The sequence below is a fragment of the Sandarakinorhabdus cyanobacteriorum genome (assembly GCF_002251755.1).
Lineage (GTDB): Bacteria > Pseudomonadota > Alphaproteobacteria > Sphingomonadales > Sphingomonadaceae > Sandarakinorhabdus > Sandarakinorhabdus cyanobacteriorum.
Genome location: NZ_NOXT01000090.1, coordinates 1 through 13,787 on the forward strand (window position 1 = coordinate 1; position 13,787 = coordinate 13,787).

Sequence of the window (13,787 nt, forward strand, 5' to 3'; positions counted from 1 at the left end):
CAGGCCGCTATTGGCGAGGGGTTTTTGGAGGTGCCCAGATGCAGACTCAGAATCCTGCCGGATTACCGAGCAGCCTCGGGAATTCATCTTGGAAACAGCAAATATTTCATATCAATATGTTAAATGATGGTCAGTTGGCTAGAGTTTGCTGGCGCGTTATGCCTGTCCAATAGCTGCGGATTCGTCAGACACGCTCAACGCTTTTGATGCCCTGCTGCATAACAGGTCAGGAAGAAAGATCTTATGCTTTTGGTCCGCGCCATCGCCATTTTTTCCGCATTAGCACTCGCCTTCCACCCGGCTTACGCGCAAAATTCGCGCGAGATTTCGGTTGCAGTTGAAGGCGCTCAACGACGTGCCGTTGTGGTCAATGATCTTGGGCCTGGCCGCAATTCTCCTGTCGTGATCGTGCTGCATGGAGGTCAGGGAAGCGCGGATGCTCAACGAGAGCGAAGCGGGTTTGATAGGCTCGCGGTCTCGGAGGGTTTCACCGTCGTCTACCCGGAAGGAACGGAATGGGCGCCGGGACGGCACGCATGGAACACTGGCTTCCTGATGCGTCGGCAGGTCGGCCAAGCCAATGACATTGCTTACCTAGATGCCTTGATCGACCTCCTCATCTGGGATCACGGCGCAGATCCCCGAAAGATCTTCATGACCGGCGGCTCAAACGGAGCCATGATGACCTTGGTCTATGCCACCCAGCGCGCTGAGCGTTTGGCAGCTATCGCGCCAGTCGTGGGTGCAATGTTCAGCTTTGACGCGAAGCCCAGCAGACCGCTGCCGATCATGCTCATCAACGGTGGGCAAGATAATGAAGTTCCTTCCGAAGGCGGCTTCAGCCGAAATCCGCTCGTTTCGCGCAATCAGGCGGCACCCTATAAGCCGCTGGCTGAAACGGTTCAGTTCTGGACCGCCGCTAACCACTCACTGACGCCGCCTGTGATTACCCGAAGTGGGTCGGTGAGCACGTCTGTTTATCGCGCCGCGCCAAATGGCGCTGTCACGATCTCAGTAGTCGATGATGTTGGAGGCCATGGCTGGCCAGGGACGCGCGGTCGGCGACAGGGTAACAATCCCATCCAGTCTTTTGACGGCGCTGAACGTGTTTGGGAGTTTTTCAAGACGCAGTCCGAAATGCCTTGAAGGCATACAATCGCGGTTTGGGAGCGAACATTTAAACATATAATACCAATAAGATAATGGAAAGAGAGTTCGTCCGCAGACGCTCACCCACCGGGGGTTCACATCGAGCAGGCATCGCTGGCGGTGGCAGGCATGGTCCGCACCCGGCGGTACACATCGTCAAACAGCCGCAGGCTGCCATCGTCTGCCACCTCGGCCGTGAAATTGCCGACGATCACCGGCAATGGCGCGGCAAAGGCCAGGCGCTGGGTGGTGCGGCTGGTATCAGCCACGGTCTTCAGGCTGTCGCGGCTGGCGGGCGGGCCCAGCAGCGTGGCGGCGAATCCGAACGGATCATCCACCCTGATGCACCCATGGCTGAGCGCCCGCCGTGCCCGCCCGAACAAGGGCTTTGACGGCGTGTCGTGAATGCCCACGCTGAAGGCGTTGACAAAATCCAGCTTCATCTGGCCCAGTTGGTTGGCCGGCCCCGGCATCTGGCGATAGCGATCCCCGATGCGCACATAGCCATCGCGCGCCGCCTTCTTCGGATTGCGCGCCACCAGGCGGCCCACGCTTTCGGCCACGATGCTGGCCGGCACATCCCACCAGGGGTTGAGGATGACGGCGGTGGCCGATCCCGTGAAGCTGGGGGTGGGTGTTGCCGGTTTGCCGACGATGGCGCGCCATGTCGCCTGGCGCACCGGGCCGTCATACAGGCTGATCTCGAAGGCCGGGATGTTGACCAGCAGCCAGCGCCCGGTGGGCAGCAGCGTCAGCGCGCGCCACGCGTCCCGGCTGGCGACCACCGCCGCCTGCGCCGACGGCGACAATGTGCCGCTGTCCAGGCTGGCCAGCCGCTCTGCCGGGGTGGCGAGCGGCTGCGCGCTGGCGGCGGTCGCCAGCAGAATCGCCAACATGGCCGCCACCGGGCGGGGAATTGGGGCGATCTGGCGCTGCATCTGCGGGCCTCCCTGGAATTTTCGCCAGCATGCCCCATTTGGGGGTGGCATGTCGATTGACCTTCCCATCCTGTCGCGCCGCACCCTGCTCGGCGCCGGGCTGCTGGCCGCCGGCCCGGCCCTGGCCAGCCTGCCAAGGGCCGCCGCGCCGCATCCGCGCCTGCTGGAACGGGCCCGCGATGCCTTTGTGCGCCATGGCCACCGCATCGCCCGCAAGGATCTGATCGCCATTGCCGATTATGGCGTCCACAGTGCCATTCCGCGCTTTTTCCTCTATGCCCCGGACACGGGTGCACTGACCGCGCTGCGGGTTGCGCATGGGCGCGGCTCTGATCCGGCGCATTCCGGCTGGCTGCAACGCTTTTCGGCGCAGCCGGGCTCAGCGGCAAGCAGCGAGGGCGCCTATCTGACCGGTGAGGCCTATTGGGGCCAGCATGGCGCGTCGCGGCGCCTGATCGGGCTGGATCCGGAAAACAGCACGGCAATGGCCCGCGCCATCGTCATCCACGGCGCCTGGTATTGCGAGCGCCAGGTGCTGGAAAAAACCGGCAAGCTGGGCCGCAGCGAAGGTTGTTTCGCCTTTTCGCAAGCCGATGCGGGCCTGGTGCTGGATCGGCTTGGCCCCGGCCATCTGCTGTTTTCCGGCCGGGCATGAGCAGGGGGCGGCGCGGCCCGGTTCAGCTGCCCGCCGAAACGCTGCCGGTCTTCTTCATCGCGCCGGCCACTTCCGGCGGCATATAGCTTTCATCATGCTTGGCCAGGATGGTTTCGGCCTGGAATTGCCCGGTGGCCGGATCGATCTTGCCTTCGGCGATCACGCCCTGCCCTTCGCGGAACAGATCGGGCAGGATGCCGGTGTAGGTGACGGGCACGGTCTGCGCCATGTCGGTCACCACAAAGCGCACCGTCGCGCCTTCACGCTGGATGGAGCCCTTTTCGACCATGCCGCCCAGCCGGATGGCGGCCGTGGGCGCCGGGCCCTTCTTCAGATCGGACGGGGCATAGAAATAGGTCGCCTTCTCGCCCAGAGTCGAAAAGGCCAGCGCGCCGGCGCCGCCGAGCGCAACGAGCGCCCCGACAACCAGCCACAGGCGTTGATGCTTGGCCTTCATTTGCGCCTCGATTCCTCGGCCTTTTTTTCCGCCGTGCGCATCGACACAAAGGCCCAGACCAGCAGGCCAATGAGGCCAACCAGAGTCAGCCCATAGGCTGGCCAGATGAAATTGGCCCACAGATCGGGGCGGGAGACGACGCCGTCCATCACGCCAAAGCCTCTGCCATGCGCCGGCTGCGCGCATCAACCCGCGCCCAAGCCAACATCGCCCGCATCCGCATCAGCACGATGGCGCCAAACAGGAAGGAGAAGCCGGCGACCGACAGCAGCAGCGGGGTGAGCAGTTCGGGCGCGATCTTGGACGAGGCGTTGGCCACCGAGATACTGCTGCCCTGGTGCAGGGTGTTCCACCATTCCACCGAATATTTGATGATCGGCAGGTTGATCACGCCCACCAGCGCCAGGATCGCCGCGCCGCGCTGCTCGCCGCCCTTTTCCGCCTCACTGGCGCTCAAGGCCAGATAGCCCAGATAGAGGAACAGCAGCACCAGCATGGAGGTGAGGCGCGCATCCCAAACCCAATAGGTGCCCCAGGTCGGCTTGCCCCAGAGGCTGCCGGAAACCAGGCAGATGGCGGTGAAGGCGGCCCCGGCCGGCGCAATGGCGCGCGCCGCGATGGTGGCCAGCGGGTGCCGCCAGATCAGCGCGGTGGCCGATGCGATGGCAAGGCTCATGTAACCGCCAGCGCCCAACCAGGCGGCCGGCACATGCACATACATGATGCGCACGCTTTCGCCCTGCTGGTAATCCGGCGGGCTGGCGAACAGGCCGATCCACAGCCCGGCCGCCGTGAGCGCCAGGCCGAGCAGGGCGACGATCGGCGTCGCCACACGGGCGATCTTCAGGAATCGCGTGGGATTTGCATAACGGTGCACGCCGGCCTTCTAGCAGAAGGCACAAGCGAGGGAAGGGGGCGCGGTGTCGCCGGGCGCACAGCCCTGCCGCTCACCATCCGTCGATGCGGCTGCTCCAGCCATCGCCCAGGAACATGCGCGTCACCTTGCCACCGGCCTCTTCAAACCGCACCACTTCGCCCACCGGGCCGCCGCCGGTCGGCGCCATCAGTTTGAAGCGGCCGTCGCCCAGCGGTTCCAGCACAACCCGGGTTTCGGCGGCCGGGCCATTGGCCGCCAGCAGCACCAACTGCCGGTTGAGCAACACCACCTGGGTGACGCCATCGTCATAGGGGCTGCGATAGCGGCCGGCGAAGCGTGCCCAGCCATCGTCCCACAGTGGCGGCTTGCCGGGTCTGGCGGCCTTGGCCACGGCCTCACCCACCGTGGCGAGCAACTGGTTGGCAATGTCGCCGGGGCCCGAATCATTGGTGTTGGTCAACACCACCACGCCCACCTTGTCGTTCAACTGCACCCGCGTCATGGTGGTGTTGCCGGGATAGCCGCCGCCATGCCCGACAAAGGTGCGGCCCTTGAAGCGGCTGTGATCAAACCCCAGGCCCGATCCGCTTTCCCAGCTCTCATCCACGCTGCGCACCCGCAGCGCCTCGCGCCAGGAACCGGCGGTCAGCACATTGGGTCCGCTGGTGCGCAACTGGGCCGAGATGAATTTGGCCAGATCATTGACCGTGCTGGTCATGCCGGTGGCCGACGCCATGCCGCGCGCATCCATGAACGGCAGGATGCGGCGCGTGCCCTCCGGCGTGCGACTGGCATAAGGAGTGGCCAGCCCCGGATCGGGCTTGTCGATGCTGGTGGCGGTCATGCCCAGCGGCCGGGTGATGTTGGCGGTGACATAATCGGCCCAGCGCTGGCCGGTCACCAGTTCCACCACCAACCCGGCCACGGCAAAGGCCAGGTTGCTATATTTCCAGCGGGTCTGCGGCGGGAAGGCGGCCTGGCGATCCTGCATCAGCGCCTTGAGCTGGGCTTCGGTCGGGAAGTCAAAGCTGGACCAATGGTCGCCGGCCTCGCGCTGCATGCCGGACGAGTGTGACAGGAGTTGCTCGATGGTGATCGGGCCATCGTCGGGCCCGGCCGGCTTCATGGTGAACCAGGGCAGATGCTTCACCACCGGATCATCCAGCCGCAGCTTGCCCTGTTCGCGCAGCTGAAGGATGGCGATGGCGGCAAACAGCTTGGAATTGGAGGCGATGCGGAAGCGTGTGTCCGCCGTCATCGGCCGCTTCGACGCCACATCGGCAAAACCAAAGCCCTTTGACCATACCAGCTGCTGATCATGCACAACGCCCACCGCCACGCCGGGCAGGCCGCGATAGGCGATCTGGCCTTCCATCCAGGCGCTGAACAGGCGTGTCGCGGCGGCCACGTCGGGGTTTTCGGCGATGTTGGCGGCTGGCGGCGGCGCGGTCTGGGCGAGCGCCGGGCTGGCGAGCAGCAGAGCCAGCGCGATGGAACGGTGCAACATGATCTGGGTCCCCCTTGTTGAAGGGAAGGCTAGCAGGTTGGTGGTGGTTGCCAAGCGGTGCAACCCACCCCCGACCCCTCCCGCAGGCGAGAGGGGAGCAGGATGCGCAAGGACCGACCGTCTCCCCTCCCGCCTGCGGGAGGGGCTGGGGGTGGGATAACTACCCCAGCCGCGCCAGCGCCGCCTGCAGCCGCTCCGCCTCGGCGGCCCGCGCCGCGTGATCCTCGCGGGCCTTTTCCACCGCTTCGGGCTTGGCCTTTTCGGTGAAGCCGGGGTTGCCCAGCCGCCCGGCGAGCGCATCGCGTTCCTTGGCAGCGGCCGCGAGGGCCTTTTCGAGGCGGGACTTTTCGGCCGCCAGATCGATCACGTCACCGACGGGGATCAGCAGCGTCGCCTCGCCATGCACCACGGCCAGCCGGCCGCCGGCACCGGCGTCGCCGGGCAGGATGCGGGCCAGCCGTTCGATGGCGGCGGCATTGGCAGCGAGGCGCTCGGCGGTCTGCTGCGAAGCGCCCTCCACGGCATAGGCCAGCTTGGCCGACGGCGGCACATTGAGCTCGGTGCGGGCGGAGCGGACTTCGGAGATGAGGCCGATCAGCCAATCGATATCCGCGCTCGCCGCCGCGTCTTCCGGCAGCGCGTCGGTTGCGACCCATTGCGCCAGCACCAGATCATCGCGAATCGCCAGCTGGTGCCACAATTCCTCGGTGAGGAAGGGCATGACCGGGTGGAGCATGACCAGCAGTTGATCGAGCGCCCAGCCCGCGACGGCCCGGGTTTCCGCAGCCACGTCGGCATCCGCCCCTTCCGCCAGCAGCGGCTTGATCAGTTCCAGATACCAGTCGCAGAAGCGGTTCCACACGAGGCGGTAGATGGCATCGGCATAGGCATCGAAGCGGAATTGCGCGATCGCCTGTTCCAGCGCGCGCGCCGTCTGTTTCACCTCGCCGATGATCCAGCGGTTGACCGGCTGGGCCGCGGCCGGCGGCAGCGGGCTGTTGCTGCCAGCGATGCCGTTCGATTGGCAGAAGCGCGCGGCATTCCACAGCTTGGTGGCAAAGTTGCGATAGCCTTCGATGCGGCTCTCGCTCAGCTTGATGTCGCGCCCCTGGGTTTCCATCGCGGTCAGCGTGAAGCGCAGGGCATCGGCGCCATATTTGTCGATCAGGGTGAGCGGATCGACCGTGTTGCCCTTGGTCTTCGACATTTTCTGGCCCTTGGCGTCGCGCACCAGGCCATGGCAATAAACCGTCTTGAACGGCACATCCTTCATGAAGTGCAAGCCCTGCATCATCATGCGGGCGACCCAGAAGAAGATGATGTCAAACCCCGTCACCAGCACATCGCCGGGATAATGGCGGGCGAGGTCCGGCGTCTGCTCCGGCCAGCCCAGCGTGCCGAACGGCCACAGGGCAGAGGAGAACCAGGTGTCGAGCACGTCCTCGTCGCGGGTCAGCGGCAGGTCGCCGGCCTGTGTCTGCGCTTCGGCCTCGGTTTCGGCCACGAAACATTCGCCGTTCGGCCCATACCAGGCCGGAATCCGGTGGCCCCACCACAGCTGGCGGCTAACGCACCAGGGCTGGATATTCTCCATCCAGTTGAAATAGGTTTTTTCCCAGGTCTTCGGCACGAACTGGGTGCGGCCATCGTGCACGGCGGCCAGCGCCTGCTTGGCCAGTTCACCGGCGTTCACATACCATTGGTCGGTCAACCACGGCTCGATCACCACGCCCGAGCGGTCGCCATAGGGCATCTGGATGGTCTTCTGCTCGATGCGTTCGATCAGGCCCAGCGCTTCGAGATCGGCCACCACCTTCTTGCGGGCATCCTCGCGGGTCAGGCCGACATAGTCCGCCGGCACACCGTCAGCCGCGCAGATGCGGGCTTCGGCATCCAGGATGTTGATCCAGCCGACCTGCTTGTGCCGTTCATACACGGCCCAATCGTTGAAATCATGCGCCGGGGTGATCTTCACCGCGCCCGAACCAAGCTCGGGATCGGCCCAATCATCGGCGATGATCGGGATCTGCCGGCCGGTGATCGGATGGGCGATCAGCTTGCCTACCATGGCGGTGTAGCGTTCATCCGTCGGATGCACCGCCACGCAGGTGTCGCCCAGCATGGTTTCGGGCCGGGTGGTGGCCACGATGACATGGGACACGCCGTTCACTGGGCCATCGGCGAGCGGATAGCGGATGTGGGTGAAGCTGCCGGCGACTTCGCGGGTTTCCACCTCCAGATCGGAAATGGCGGTCTTCAGCTTCGGGTCCCAGTTCACCAGCCGCTTGTCGCGATAGAGCAGACCTTGGGCGTGGAGCTCCACAAACACCTTGAGCACGGCGGTGTTGAAGCCATCGTCCATGGTGAAGCGTTCATTGGCCCAGTCGCAGCTGGCGCCCAGCCGGCGCAGCTGGCGGGTGATGGTGCCACCGCTTTCTTCCTTCCATTCCCACACCTTCTGCACAAAGGCTTCGCGGCCCATGGCGGTGCGCCCCGGCTGCTGCGCTTCGGCCAGGCGGCGTTCCACCACCATCTGGGTGGCGATGCCGGCATGATCGGTGCCCACCACCCAGCGCGCATCGCGGCCGTTGAGGCGGTGCCAGCGGATCAGCAGATCCTGCAGCGTGTTGTCGAGCGCGTGGCCGATGTGCAAGGACCCCGTCACATTCGGCGGCGGGATGACGATGGTGAACGGCTGGGCATCGGGCCGCGCCGGGCGGAAGGCGCCGCTCGTCTCCCAATGCGCATACCAACGCTGTTCAAAACTGGCCGGGTCGAAAATCTTGTCGATCATGGCCAGCCGCATAGCGGCTGGGGGCGTCGCGGGAAAGCCCGTTACAGCTTGCCGGTCAGCCGCCGGATTTCCTCGCGGGCCAACTTCTCGACGATTTCGGGCATGTTGGCATCCAGCCAGGCCTTGATGTGGGGCGCCAGCAGGGATCGGATCAGCTCGTCCAGCGTCATCGTCGCGGCGGCCGGGGTGACGGCCACGGTTTCCAGCGGCACGGCGGGTTCGGCGGGCGGTTCGGCCACCGGCGGCGCGGGCGGCGGGGTGGCGTCGTCCGGCCCGGTCACCCGCGCCCGGATGGAGGCCAGAATCGCATCGATGGAGGCCGGCGGCTCGCTCATGCCCCGATTGTTACGGCATTGGCCTTCAGAAGGCAAAGGCCGCCGGGCGGGCAAAGCCGGGCAGATCGGGGGCCGACACATCGAGGAACGGCAGCGCCGCCGGCTGGCCATCGGCGCGCAGCGGCCCGGCATAGGCCCGGCCCACACCGGCTTCGCGCAGCACGGTCGCAACGCGGCCGCCCGGCGCCAGCTGCGCGGCAATGGCGGCCGGCACCTGGCCGATGGCGCCTTCAAACAGGATCAGATCATAAGGCGCATTGGCGGCCCAGCCTTCGGCCAGCGGGCCCTGCACGCTGGCGACCCCGGCCGCTTCGGCGCTGGCGATCAACGCGGCATCGCTTTCCAGCGCCGTCACCTGTGCCCCCATGCGGGCCAGCAGCGCCGCCGAAAGCCCGGTGGCACTGCCCACCACCAGCACGCGCTCACCCGGCTGCACGGCGGCATGCTGCAGCAGCAGCGCCAGCACCAGTGGCGGCAGCAGCCGGCGGCCCGGCGCCACCTGTTGCGCGGCATCGGCATAGGCCAATGGCGCGAGCGCCGGCGGCAGATAGGCCTCGCGCGGCAGATCGGCAAAGGCGGCAAGCACCGCGGCATCGGTGACACCCACGGTTTTCAACTGGCTGTCCACCATGGTCTGGCGGGGTGAGAGCGGTGCTGTCCGGGTCATGGCCGCTTCTTTGCCCTGCGGCGGCTTGTCGCGCAATGGTGATGTTGCGCTGCGGCGGGCGCGTGCGGGCTGGCACGTGTTGGCCATTGCCCCCGCCGGCCGGCCCTGCTAGTGGCACTCTCCCACGCCTCGAGGCCCGATGGCGGAGTGGTGACGCAGCGGACTGCAAATCCGTGCACGCCGGTTCGATTCCGGCTCGGGCCTCCAACACAAGGTGCAGCCCCCGAACCGGCGATGCCTTGCGGCTGGATCGCCAAGCCGATCCAGTGGGGCTCAATTCCGGCTTGCCCCCCCAGGCCCAAAGGCAAGCGCCCAACAGCAAAAAGGCCGCCGGTTGCCCGGCGGCCCTTGTTTCAACCCAGCCGTGACCAATCAGGCCACGGCGGGATATTCGGACACTTCGGGATCGCGCAGCGCATAGCCGCGGCCCCAAACGGTTTCGATGCAGCCCGACGGCGGCGCACCCGCCAGGTGCAGCTTCTTGCGCAGCTTGAACACGAACACGTCGATGATCTTCAATTCGGGTTCGTCGCGGCCGCCATAAAGATGCGTCAGGAACATCTCCTTGGTCAGCGTCATGCCCTTCCTGAGCGACAGCATTTCCAGGATGGCATATTCCTTGCCGGTCAGCGACACGCGCTTGCCCGACACGGTGACACTGCGCCCGGCCAGATCAACCGACACCGGACCGGTGACGATCATCGACTGGCCATGACCCTGGCTGCGCCGCACCAGCGCGTGCAAACGGGCGAGCAATTCCTCCCGCTCGAACGGCTTGGTGACATAATCATCGGCGCCCGCGCCAAAACCTGTCACCTTGGTGGTGGTTTCGGCATCGCCCGACAGGATCAGCACCGGGGTGTTGATGCGCAGCTGGCGCATCCGGCGCAGGATTTCCTGGCCACTGATGTCCGGCAGCGTCAGATCCAGCATCACGACATCGAATTCGTAAGCGCGGACATATTCCAGCGCCAGCTCACCCGTGCTGGCGGTTTCGTGCTCCACAGCCGCGTCATCAAGCATGCGCTCGATGCTGCGGGCCATTGCACAGTCGTCTTCGACCAAAAGAACGCGCATGCAAATTTCTCCGGTTTAGGAACACCCCTCCTCAGGCACGACCCACCTGACCCCATCTACGGTTGTAACAATCATTACGATGCAGTGTAAAGCCCGGATTCCATGGAAAAATTGTGAACCATTAATAAATTATCCGTTACCGGTTTCGCCATCGTCTCGGAACAGCGGCCGATAAATCTGCACCCGGGTCACGCGCAAACCGTGCACGCCGATTTGTCGCATGGCCCGTTCCCACAATTTGATCTCCTCGATGCTCAGGCGCCAGCGCGCACAGGCCTCATCCAGGCTGATCCGGCCTTCGGCAATCGCCTTCACCACGGCAGCCTTTCGGCGCGGCACCCAGCGCACCGTATCGGCCGGCGGCAGATCATCCTCCGGCTGGGTGCCCGGCGGCGGCGGTGACATGAACGACATTTGGCCTCCTGGCCCCGCCGGGGCGCGTCTGGGTGGGTTCAAGCCATTGGACGGCCAATGCCAGGCTTTCTTAAGACATCGCCGGGCCTTGACGCGCCGGCGCGCCATCCCCATTGCGCCGGGTGTGACCGCACCTGCCATCCCTGCAGCCGCTGCCGCCGTGCTGACCCCGTTTAAGGGCCGGCGCGTGGCCGTTGCCATGTCGGGCGGGGTGGATTCCTCGGTGGTGGCGGCGCTGGCCCATGCCGCCGGCTGCGAGGCGGTGGGCATCACGCTGCAGCTTTATGACCAGGGCGCCGCCGCGCGCCGGCCCGGCGCCTGCTGTGCCGGCGCCGATATCCGCGATGCCCGCAGCGTGGCGGAACGGCTGGGCATCGCCCATTATGTCGTCGACATGGAAAGCCGCTTCCGGGAAAGCGTCATCGACAATTTCGTCGATTCCTATGCCCGCGGCCTCACGCCGGTGCCCTGCGTTGAATGCAACAAGACGGTGAAGTTTACCGATCTCCACGCCCTTGCCCGTGATCTCGGCGCCGAAGCGCTGCTGACCGGCCATTATGTCCAGCGGCTGCCCTGCGCAGAACGGGGTGACGCCCACGGCGAGCTCCACCGCGCCGCGGATCCCACCAAGGATCAAAGCTATTTCCTGTGGGCCACCACGCAGGCCCAGCTCGATTATCTGCGCTTTCCCCTCGGCGGGCTGGCCAAGACGGAAACCCGCGCGCTGGCGCAAGCCTTTGGCCTTGTGGTCGCCGCCAAGCCCGACAGCCAGGATATCTGCTTCGTGCCCGGCGGCGATTATGCCGCCGTCGTCGAACGCATCCGCCCCGAACTCGCCAGCCCCGGCACCATCGTCGATGAACAGGGCCGCGTGCTTGGCCGCCACAACGGCATCCATCGCTTCACCGTCGGCCAGCGCCGCGGGCTCGATATCGGCGGCCAGGCCGAGCCGCTCTATGTCGTCGGCATCGATGCCGCTGCCGGCAATGTGATCGCCGGGCCGCGCCGGTCACTGGCGGTGGCCGCCGTCCGCCTCGAAGGGCTGAACCGGCTGGGCCCCGGCGATGGCCCGCTGATGGTCAAGGTCCGCTCGATGGCACCGCTGGCGCCGGCCCGGCTCGACGGCGATTGGCTGTTGTTCGACACGCCGCAGTATGGCGTCGCCCCCGGCCAGGCCGCCGTGGCCTATGTTGGCGACCGGCTGGTGCTGGGCGGCACCATGGTCGAAACCCGCCGCGCCACGGCCGAGGCCGAGCTGTCAAACGCCTGACATGTCAGCCATTTGACAGGCTGGCGGCGGAAAATTGACGGCGCGGCGTCAAAATCCCGACAGACTAACCATCTCGTAACCATGCCGCATCGGCGCGGCCGTTCATCCGGGCACATGGCACGCCCGTTGCAACACAGCGGGCATGAGCACGCCTGTTCCAGCCCTGCCGCCACCCGCCCTCGAATGGCTGCCCGGCCTTCGCGAGGCCGATCTTGCCGGTCTGCCCATTGTCATTGGTGATGAACGGCAGAAACTGCCAAAGCTTGAGTGCCGCCATGTCATCCTGCACCGCGCCGCCCGCGGCTTTGCCCGCCGCGCCGGCCCGGCGCTGATCATCGGCGTTGCGGCGGGCGATGAAGCCTTTGCCACCGCGCTCATCGCCGCCCACGCCCGGCCCGGCCAACCGGCGGCTGCCGATCCCGCCTCGGCCAGCCTGCTGGCGCTCGCCCGCCGGGTCGGAGCCAGCCCGGCCAGCGTGCTGATCGAAGGCGCCACCGGCACCGGCAAGGAAGGTCTCGCCCGCCTTGTCCACCAGGCATCCCCCCCGCCGCGATGCGCCCCTCGTCGCGGTCAACTGCGCCGCGCTCGCTGACCAGATGGTGGAGGCCAGGCTGTTCGGTCACGAGCGCGGCGCCTTCACCGGCGCCCATGCCGCCAGCCCCGGCCTGGTGCGCAGCGCCGATGGCGGCAGCCTGTTCCTGGACGAAGTCGCCGAACTGCCGCTGGCCGCCCAGGCCAAGTTGCTGCGCGTGTTGCAGGAACGCGAAGTGCTGGCCGTCGGCGCCACCCGCCCGGTGGCGGTGGATGTGCGCATCATTGCCGCCGGCAACCGCGATCTGGCCGCCGATGTCGCCTCGGGCCGCTTCCGCGCCGATCTCTATTGGCGGCTCGCCGTCTTCCCGCTGCGCACCCTGCCGCTCGCCGCCCGCCCGGCCGACATCATCGCCATCGCCGCCCACATGCTGCTGGCCCGCACCGGCGGCGATGGCCTGGTGCCGTGGCTGGCCCCCTGCGCGCAAGGCCGGCTCAACGCCCACGCCTGGCCCGGCAATGTCCGCGAACTGGGCAATGTGCTGGATCGCGCCCTTGTCCTCACCGATGGCCCCGATATCCGCGCCCGCGACCTGCTGTTCGATACGCTGGCCCCCGCCGCCGCCGCCACCCCGGCCGCCTTGCCCGGCGTGGTGCGCGACGCCGAACAGATCGCCATCGCCCGCGCCATCGCCAGCGCCCCCACCCGCCGCGATGCCGCCCGCCAACTCGGCATTTCCGAACGCACCCTGCGCTACAAGCTCGCCGCCGGGCGCGGCGCAATGGTGCAATGATGCTGCCGCCGGTCGACACCAGCGCCATCCTCCGGCTGCAGCAGGACATCCTTGCCCGCAACGCCGCCCTGCGCGCCCCCGCCGCCGCGCCCGAACAACCCCGGTTCGGCGCAGCGCTCGACACCGCCCTGCGCCAGGTTTCTACCATCCAGGATCAGGCCAGCGCCGCCACCACCGCCTTTGAAACCGGGCAGACCCACGATCTCGCCAGCGTGATGATCGCCCGCCAGAAAGCCTCCATCGCCTTTGAAGCCACGCTGCAGGCGCGCAACCGCCTCGTCGCGGCGTATAAAGACGTGATGAACATGCCGTTGTGATGCGC

16 protein-coding genes and 1 tRNA gene are annotated in these 13,787 nt (G+C 66.5%); 7 read left to right on the forward strand and 10 right to left on the reverse strand.

Translation table 11 applies throughout. From position 1 onward, the window contains the following. Positions 1-243: 243 nt before the first annotated feature. Complete coding sequence (locus CHU93_RS04895; RefSeq protein WP_094473034.1) at positions 244-1,146, forward strand: CE1 family esterase; 903 nt, start codon at positions 244-246, stop codon at positions 1,144-1,146. A gap of 98 nt (positions 1,147-1,244) precedes the next feature. Here the strand turns inward: CHU93_RS04895 and CHU93_RS04900 are convergent, their stop codons facing one another. Beyond that, on the reverse strand, positions 1,245-2,087 hold the full coding sequence (locus CHU93_RS04900) for a L,D-transpeptidase family protein (RefSeq protein WP_165768605.1): 843 nt from the start codon (positions 2,085-2,087) through the stop codon (positions 1,245-1,247). 49 nt (positions 2,088-2,136) lie between these two features. Here CHU93_RS04900 and CHU93_RS04905 point away from each other — a divergent pair, with 49 nt between their 5' ends. After that, on the forward strand, positions 2,137-2,742 hold the full coding sequence (locus tag CHU93_RS04905; protein WP_094473068.1) for a murein L,D-transpeptidase catalytic domain family protein: 606 nt from the start codon (positions 2,137-2,139) through the stop codon (positions 2,740-2,742). 22 nt (positions 2,743-2,764) lie between these two features. Here the strand turns inward: CHU93_RS04905 and ccmE are convergent, their stop codons facing one another. The 7 genes from ccmE to CHU93_RS04940 all read right to left on the reverse strand — a co-directional run bounded on the left by ccmE (position 2,765) and on the right by CHU93_RS04940 (position 9,379). Continuing rightward, positions 2,765-3,199, reverse strand: a complete 435-nt coding sequence (ccmE, locus tag CHU93_RS04910) for a cytochrome c maturation protein CcmE (protein WP_094473035.1) — start codon at positions 3,197-3,199, stop codon at positions 2,765-2,767. Next, on the reverse strand, positions 3,196-3,348 hold the full coding sequence (gene ccmD, locus CHU93_RS04915) for a heme exporter protein CcmD (RefSeq protein ID WP_086116727.1): 153 nt from the start codon (positions 3,346-3,348) through the stop codon (positions 3,196-3,198). The genes ccmE and ccmD overlap by 4 nt, the downstream gene beginning before the upstream one ends. Then, positions 3,348-4,076, reverse strand: a complete 729-nt coding sequence (locus tag CHU93_RS04920) for a heme ABC transporter permease (protein WP_094473036.1) — start codon at positions 4,074-4,076, stop codon at positions 3,348-3,350. Before CHU93_RS04920 ends, ccmD begins: the two co-directional genes overlap by 1 nt. 70 nt (positions 4,077-4,146) lie before the next feature. Continuing rightward, positions 4,147-5,583, reverse strand: coding sequence for a serine hydrolase domain-containing protein (locus CHU93_RS04925; protein WP_094473037.1), 1,437 nt, complete (start codon positions 5,581-5,583; stop codon positions 4,147-4,149). 160 nt (positions 5,584-5,743) lie between these two features. Next, positions 5,744-8,377 (reverse strand): valine--tRNA ligase, encoded by a 2,634-nt coding sequence (locus CHU93_RS04930; RefSeq protein WP_243375234.1) that lies wholly within the window; start codon positions 8,375-8,377, stop codon positions 5,744-5,746. A gap of 41 nt (positions 8,378-8,418) precedes the next feature. Then, complete coding sequence (locus tag CHU93_RS04935; RefSeq protein ID WP_144037493.1) at positions 8,419-8,712, reverse strand: DUF2497 domain-containing protein; 294 nt, start codon at positions 8,710-8,712, stop codon at positions 8,419-8,421. Positions 8,713-8,737: 25 nt separating this feature from the next. Continuing rightward, on the reverse strand, positions 8,738-9,379 hold the full coding sequence (locus CHU93_RS04940; RefSeq protein WP_094473070.1) for a protein-L-isoaspartate O-methyltransferase family protein: 642 nt from the start codon (positions 9,377-9,379) through the stop codon (positions 8,738-8,740). Positions 9,380-9,512: 133 nt separating this feature from the next. Here CHU93_RS04940 and CHU93_RS04945 point away from each other — a divergent pair. Then, positions 9,513-9,586: transfer RNA gene (locus CHU93_RS04945), tRNA-Cys, on the forward strand. Between the two features lie 165 nt (positions 9,587-9,751). On the opposite strand, the gene CHU93_RS04950 is transcribed toward CHU93_RS04945, so the two are convergent. Further along, complete coding sequence (locus CHU93_RS04950) at positions 9,752-10,456, reverse strand: response regulator transcription factor (protein ID WP_094473039.1); 705 nt, start codon at positions 10,454-10,456, stop codon at positions 9,752-9,754. 129 nt (positions 10,457-10,585) lie between these two features. Beyond that, positions 10,586-10,870, reverse strand: coding sequence for a DUF1153 domain-containing protein (locus tag CHU93_RS04955; RefSeq protein WP_243375237.1), 285 nt, complete (start codon positions 10,868-10,870; stop codon positions 10,586-10,588). Between the two features lie 124 nt (positions 10,871-10,994). Between CHU93_RS04955 and mnmA the strand changes: the two genes are divergently transcribed. The 4 genes from mnmA (at position 10,995) to fliE (ending at position 13,782) form a co-directional block, all read left to right on the forward strand. Beyond that, positions 10,995-12,140, forward strand: coding sequence for a tRNA 2-thiouridine(34) synthase MnmA (mnmA, locus tag CHU93_RS04960; RefSeq protein ID WP_279353784.1), 1,146 nt, complete (start codon positions 10,995-10,997; stop codon positions 12,138-12,140). Between the two features lie 142 nt (positions 12,141-12,282). After that, positions 12,283-12,732: a sigma 54-interacting transcriptional regulator gene (locus CHU93_RS18105; protein ID WP_279353786.1), complete on the forward strand. Its 450-nt coding sequence runs from the start codon at positions 12,283-12,285 to the stop codon at positions 12,730-12,732. Continuing rightward, positions 12,665-13,465 carry a sigma 54-interacting transcriptional regulator gene (locus tag CHU93_RS18110; protein WP_279353788.1) on the forward strand — a complete coding sequence of 267 codons (801 nt, stop codon included), beginning with the start codon at positions 12,665-12,667 and terminating at the stop codon, positions 13,463-13,465. Before CHU93_RS18105 ends, CHU93_RS18110 begins: the two co-directional genes overlap by 68 nt. Continuing rightward, positions 13,462-13,782 (forward strand): flagellar hook-basal body complex protein FliE, encoded by a 321-nt coding sequence (gene fliE / locus CHU93_RS04970; RefSeq protein WP_243375240.1) that lies wholly within the window; start codon positions 13,462-13,464, stop codon positions 13,780-13,782. Before CHU93_RS18110 ends, fliE begins: the two co-directional genes overlap by 4 nt. The last annotated feature ends 5 nt before the right edge of the window (positions 13,783-13,787 follow it).

What these genes read in the sequence shown, in the direction of transcription:
- CHU93_RS04895 (WP_094473034.1), top strand. Translation starts at nt 244, where the DNA reads ATGCTTTTGGTCCGCGCCATCGCCATTTTTTCCGCATTAGCACTCGCC.
- CHU93_RS04900 (WP_165768605.1), bottom strand. Translation starts at nt 2,087, where the DNA reads ATGCAGCGCCAGATCGCCCCAATTCCCCGCCCGGTGGCGGCCATGTTG.
- CHU93_RS04905 (WP_094473068.1), top strand. Translation starts at nt 2,137, where the DNA reads ATGTCGATTGACCTTCCCATCCTGTCGCGCCGCACCCTGCTCGGCGCC.
- ccmE (WP_094473035.1), bottom strand. Translation starts at nt 3,199, where the DNA reads ATGAAGGCCAAGCATCAACGCCTGTGGCTGGTTGTCGGGGCGCTCGTT.
- ccmD (WP_086116727.1), bottom strand. Translation starts at nt 3,348, where the DNA reads ATGGACGGCGTCGTCTCCCGCCCCGATCTGTGGGCCAATTTCATCTGG.
- CHU93_RS04925 (WP_094473037.1), bottom strand. Translation starts at nt 5,583, where the DNA reads ATGTTGCACCGTTCCATCGCGCTGGCTCTGCTGCTCGCCAGCCCGGCG.
- CHU93_RS04930 (WP_243375234.1), bottom strand. Translation starts at nt 8,377, where the DNA reads ATGATCGACAAGATTTTCGACCCGGCCAGTTTTGAACAGCGTTGGTAT.
- CHU93_RS04935 (WP_144037493.1), bottom strand. Translation starts at nt 8,712, where the DNA reads ATGAGCGAGCCGCCGGCCTCCATCGATGCGATTCTGGCCTCCATCCGG.
- CHU93_RS04940 (WP_094473070.1), bottom strand. Translation starts at nt 9,379, where the DNA reads ATGACCCGGACAGCACCGCTCTCACCCCGCCAGACCATGGTGGACAGC.
- CHU93_RS04950 (WP_094473039.1), bottom strand. Translation starts at nt 10,456, where the DNA reads ATGCGCGTTCTTTTGGTCGAAGACGACTGTGCAATGGCCCGCAGCATC.
- CHU93_RS04955 (WP_243375237.1), bottom strand. Translation starts at nt 10,870, where the DNA reads ATGTCGTTCATGTCACCGCCGCCGCCGGGCACCCAGCCGGAGGATGAT.
- CHU93_RS18105 (WP_279353786.1), top strand. Translation starts at nt 12,283, where the DNA reads ATGAGCACGCCTGTTCCAGCCCTGCCGCCACCCGCCCTCGAATGGCTG.
- fliE (WP_243375240.1), top strand. Translation starts at nt 13,462, where the DNA reads ATGATGCTGCCGCCGGTCGACACCAGCGCCATCCTCCGGCTGCAGCAG.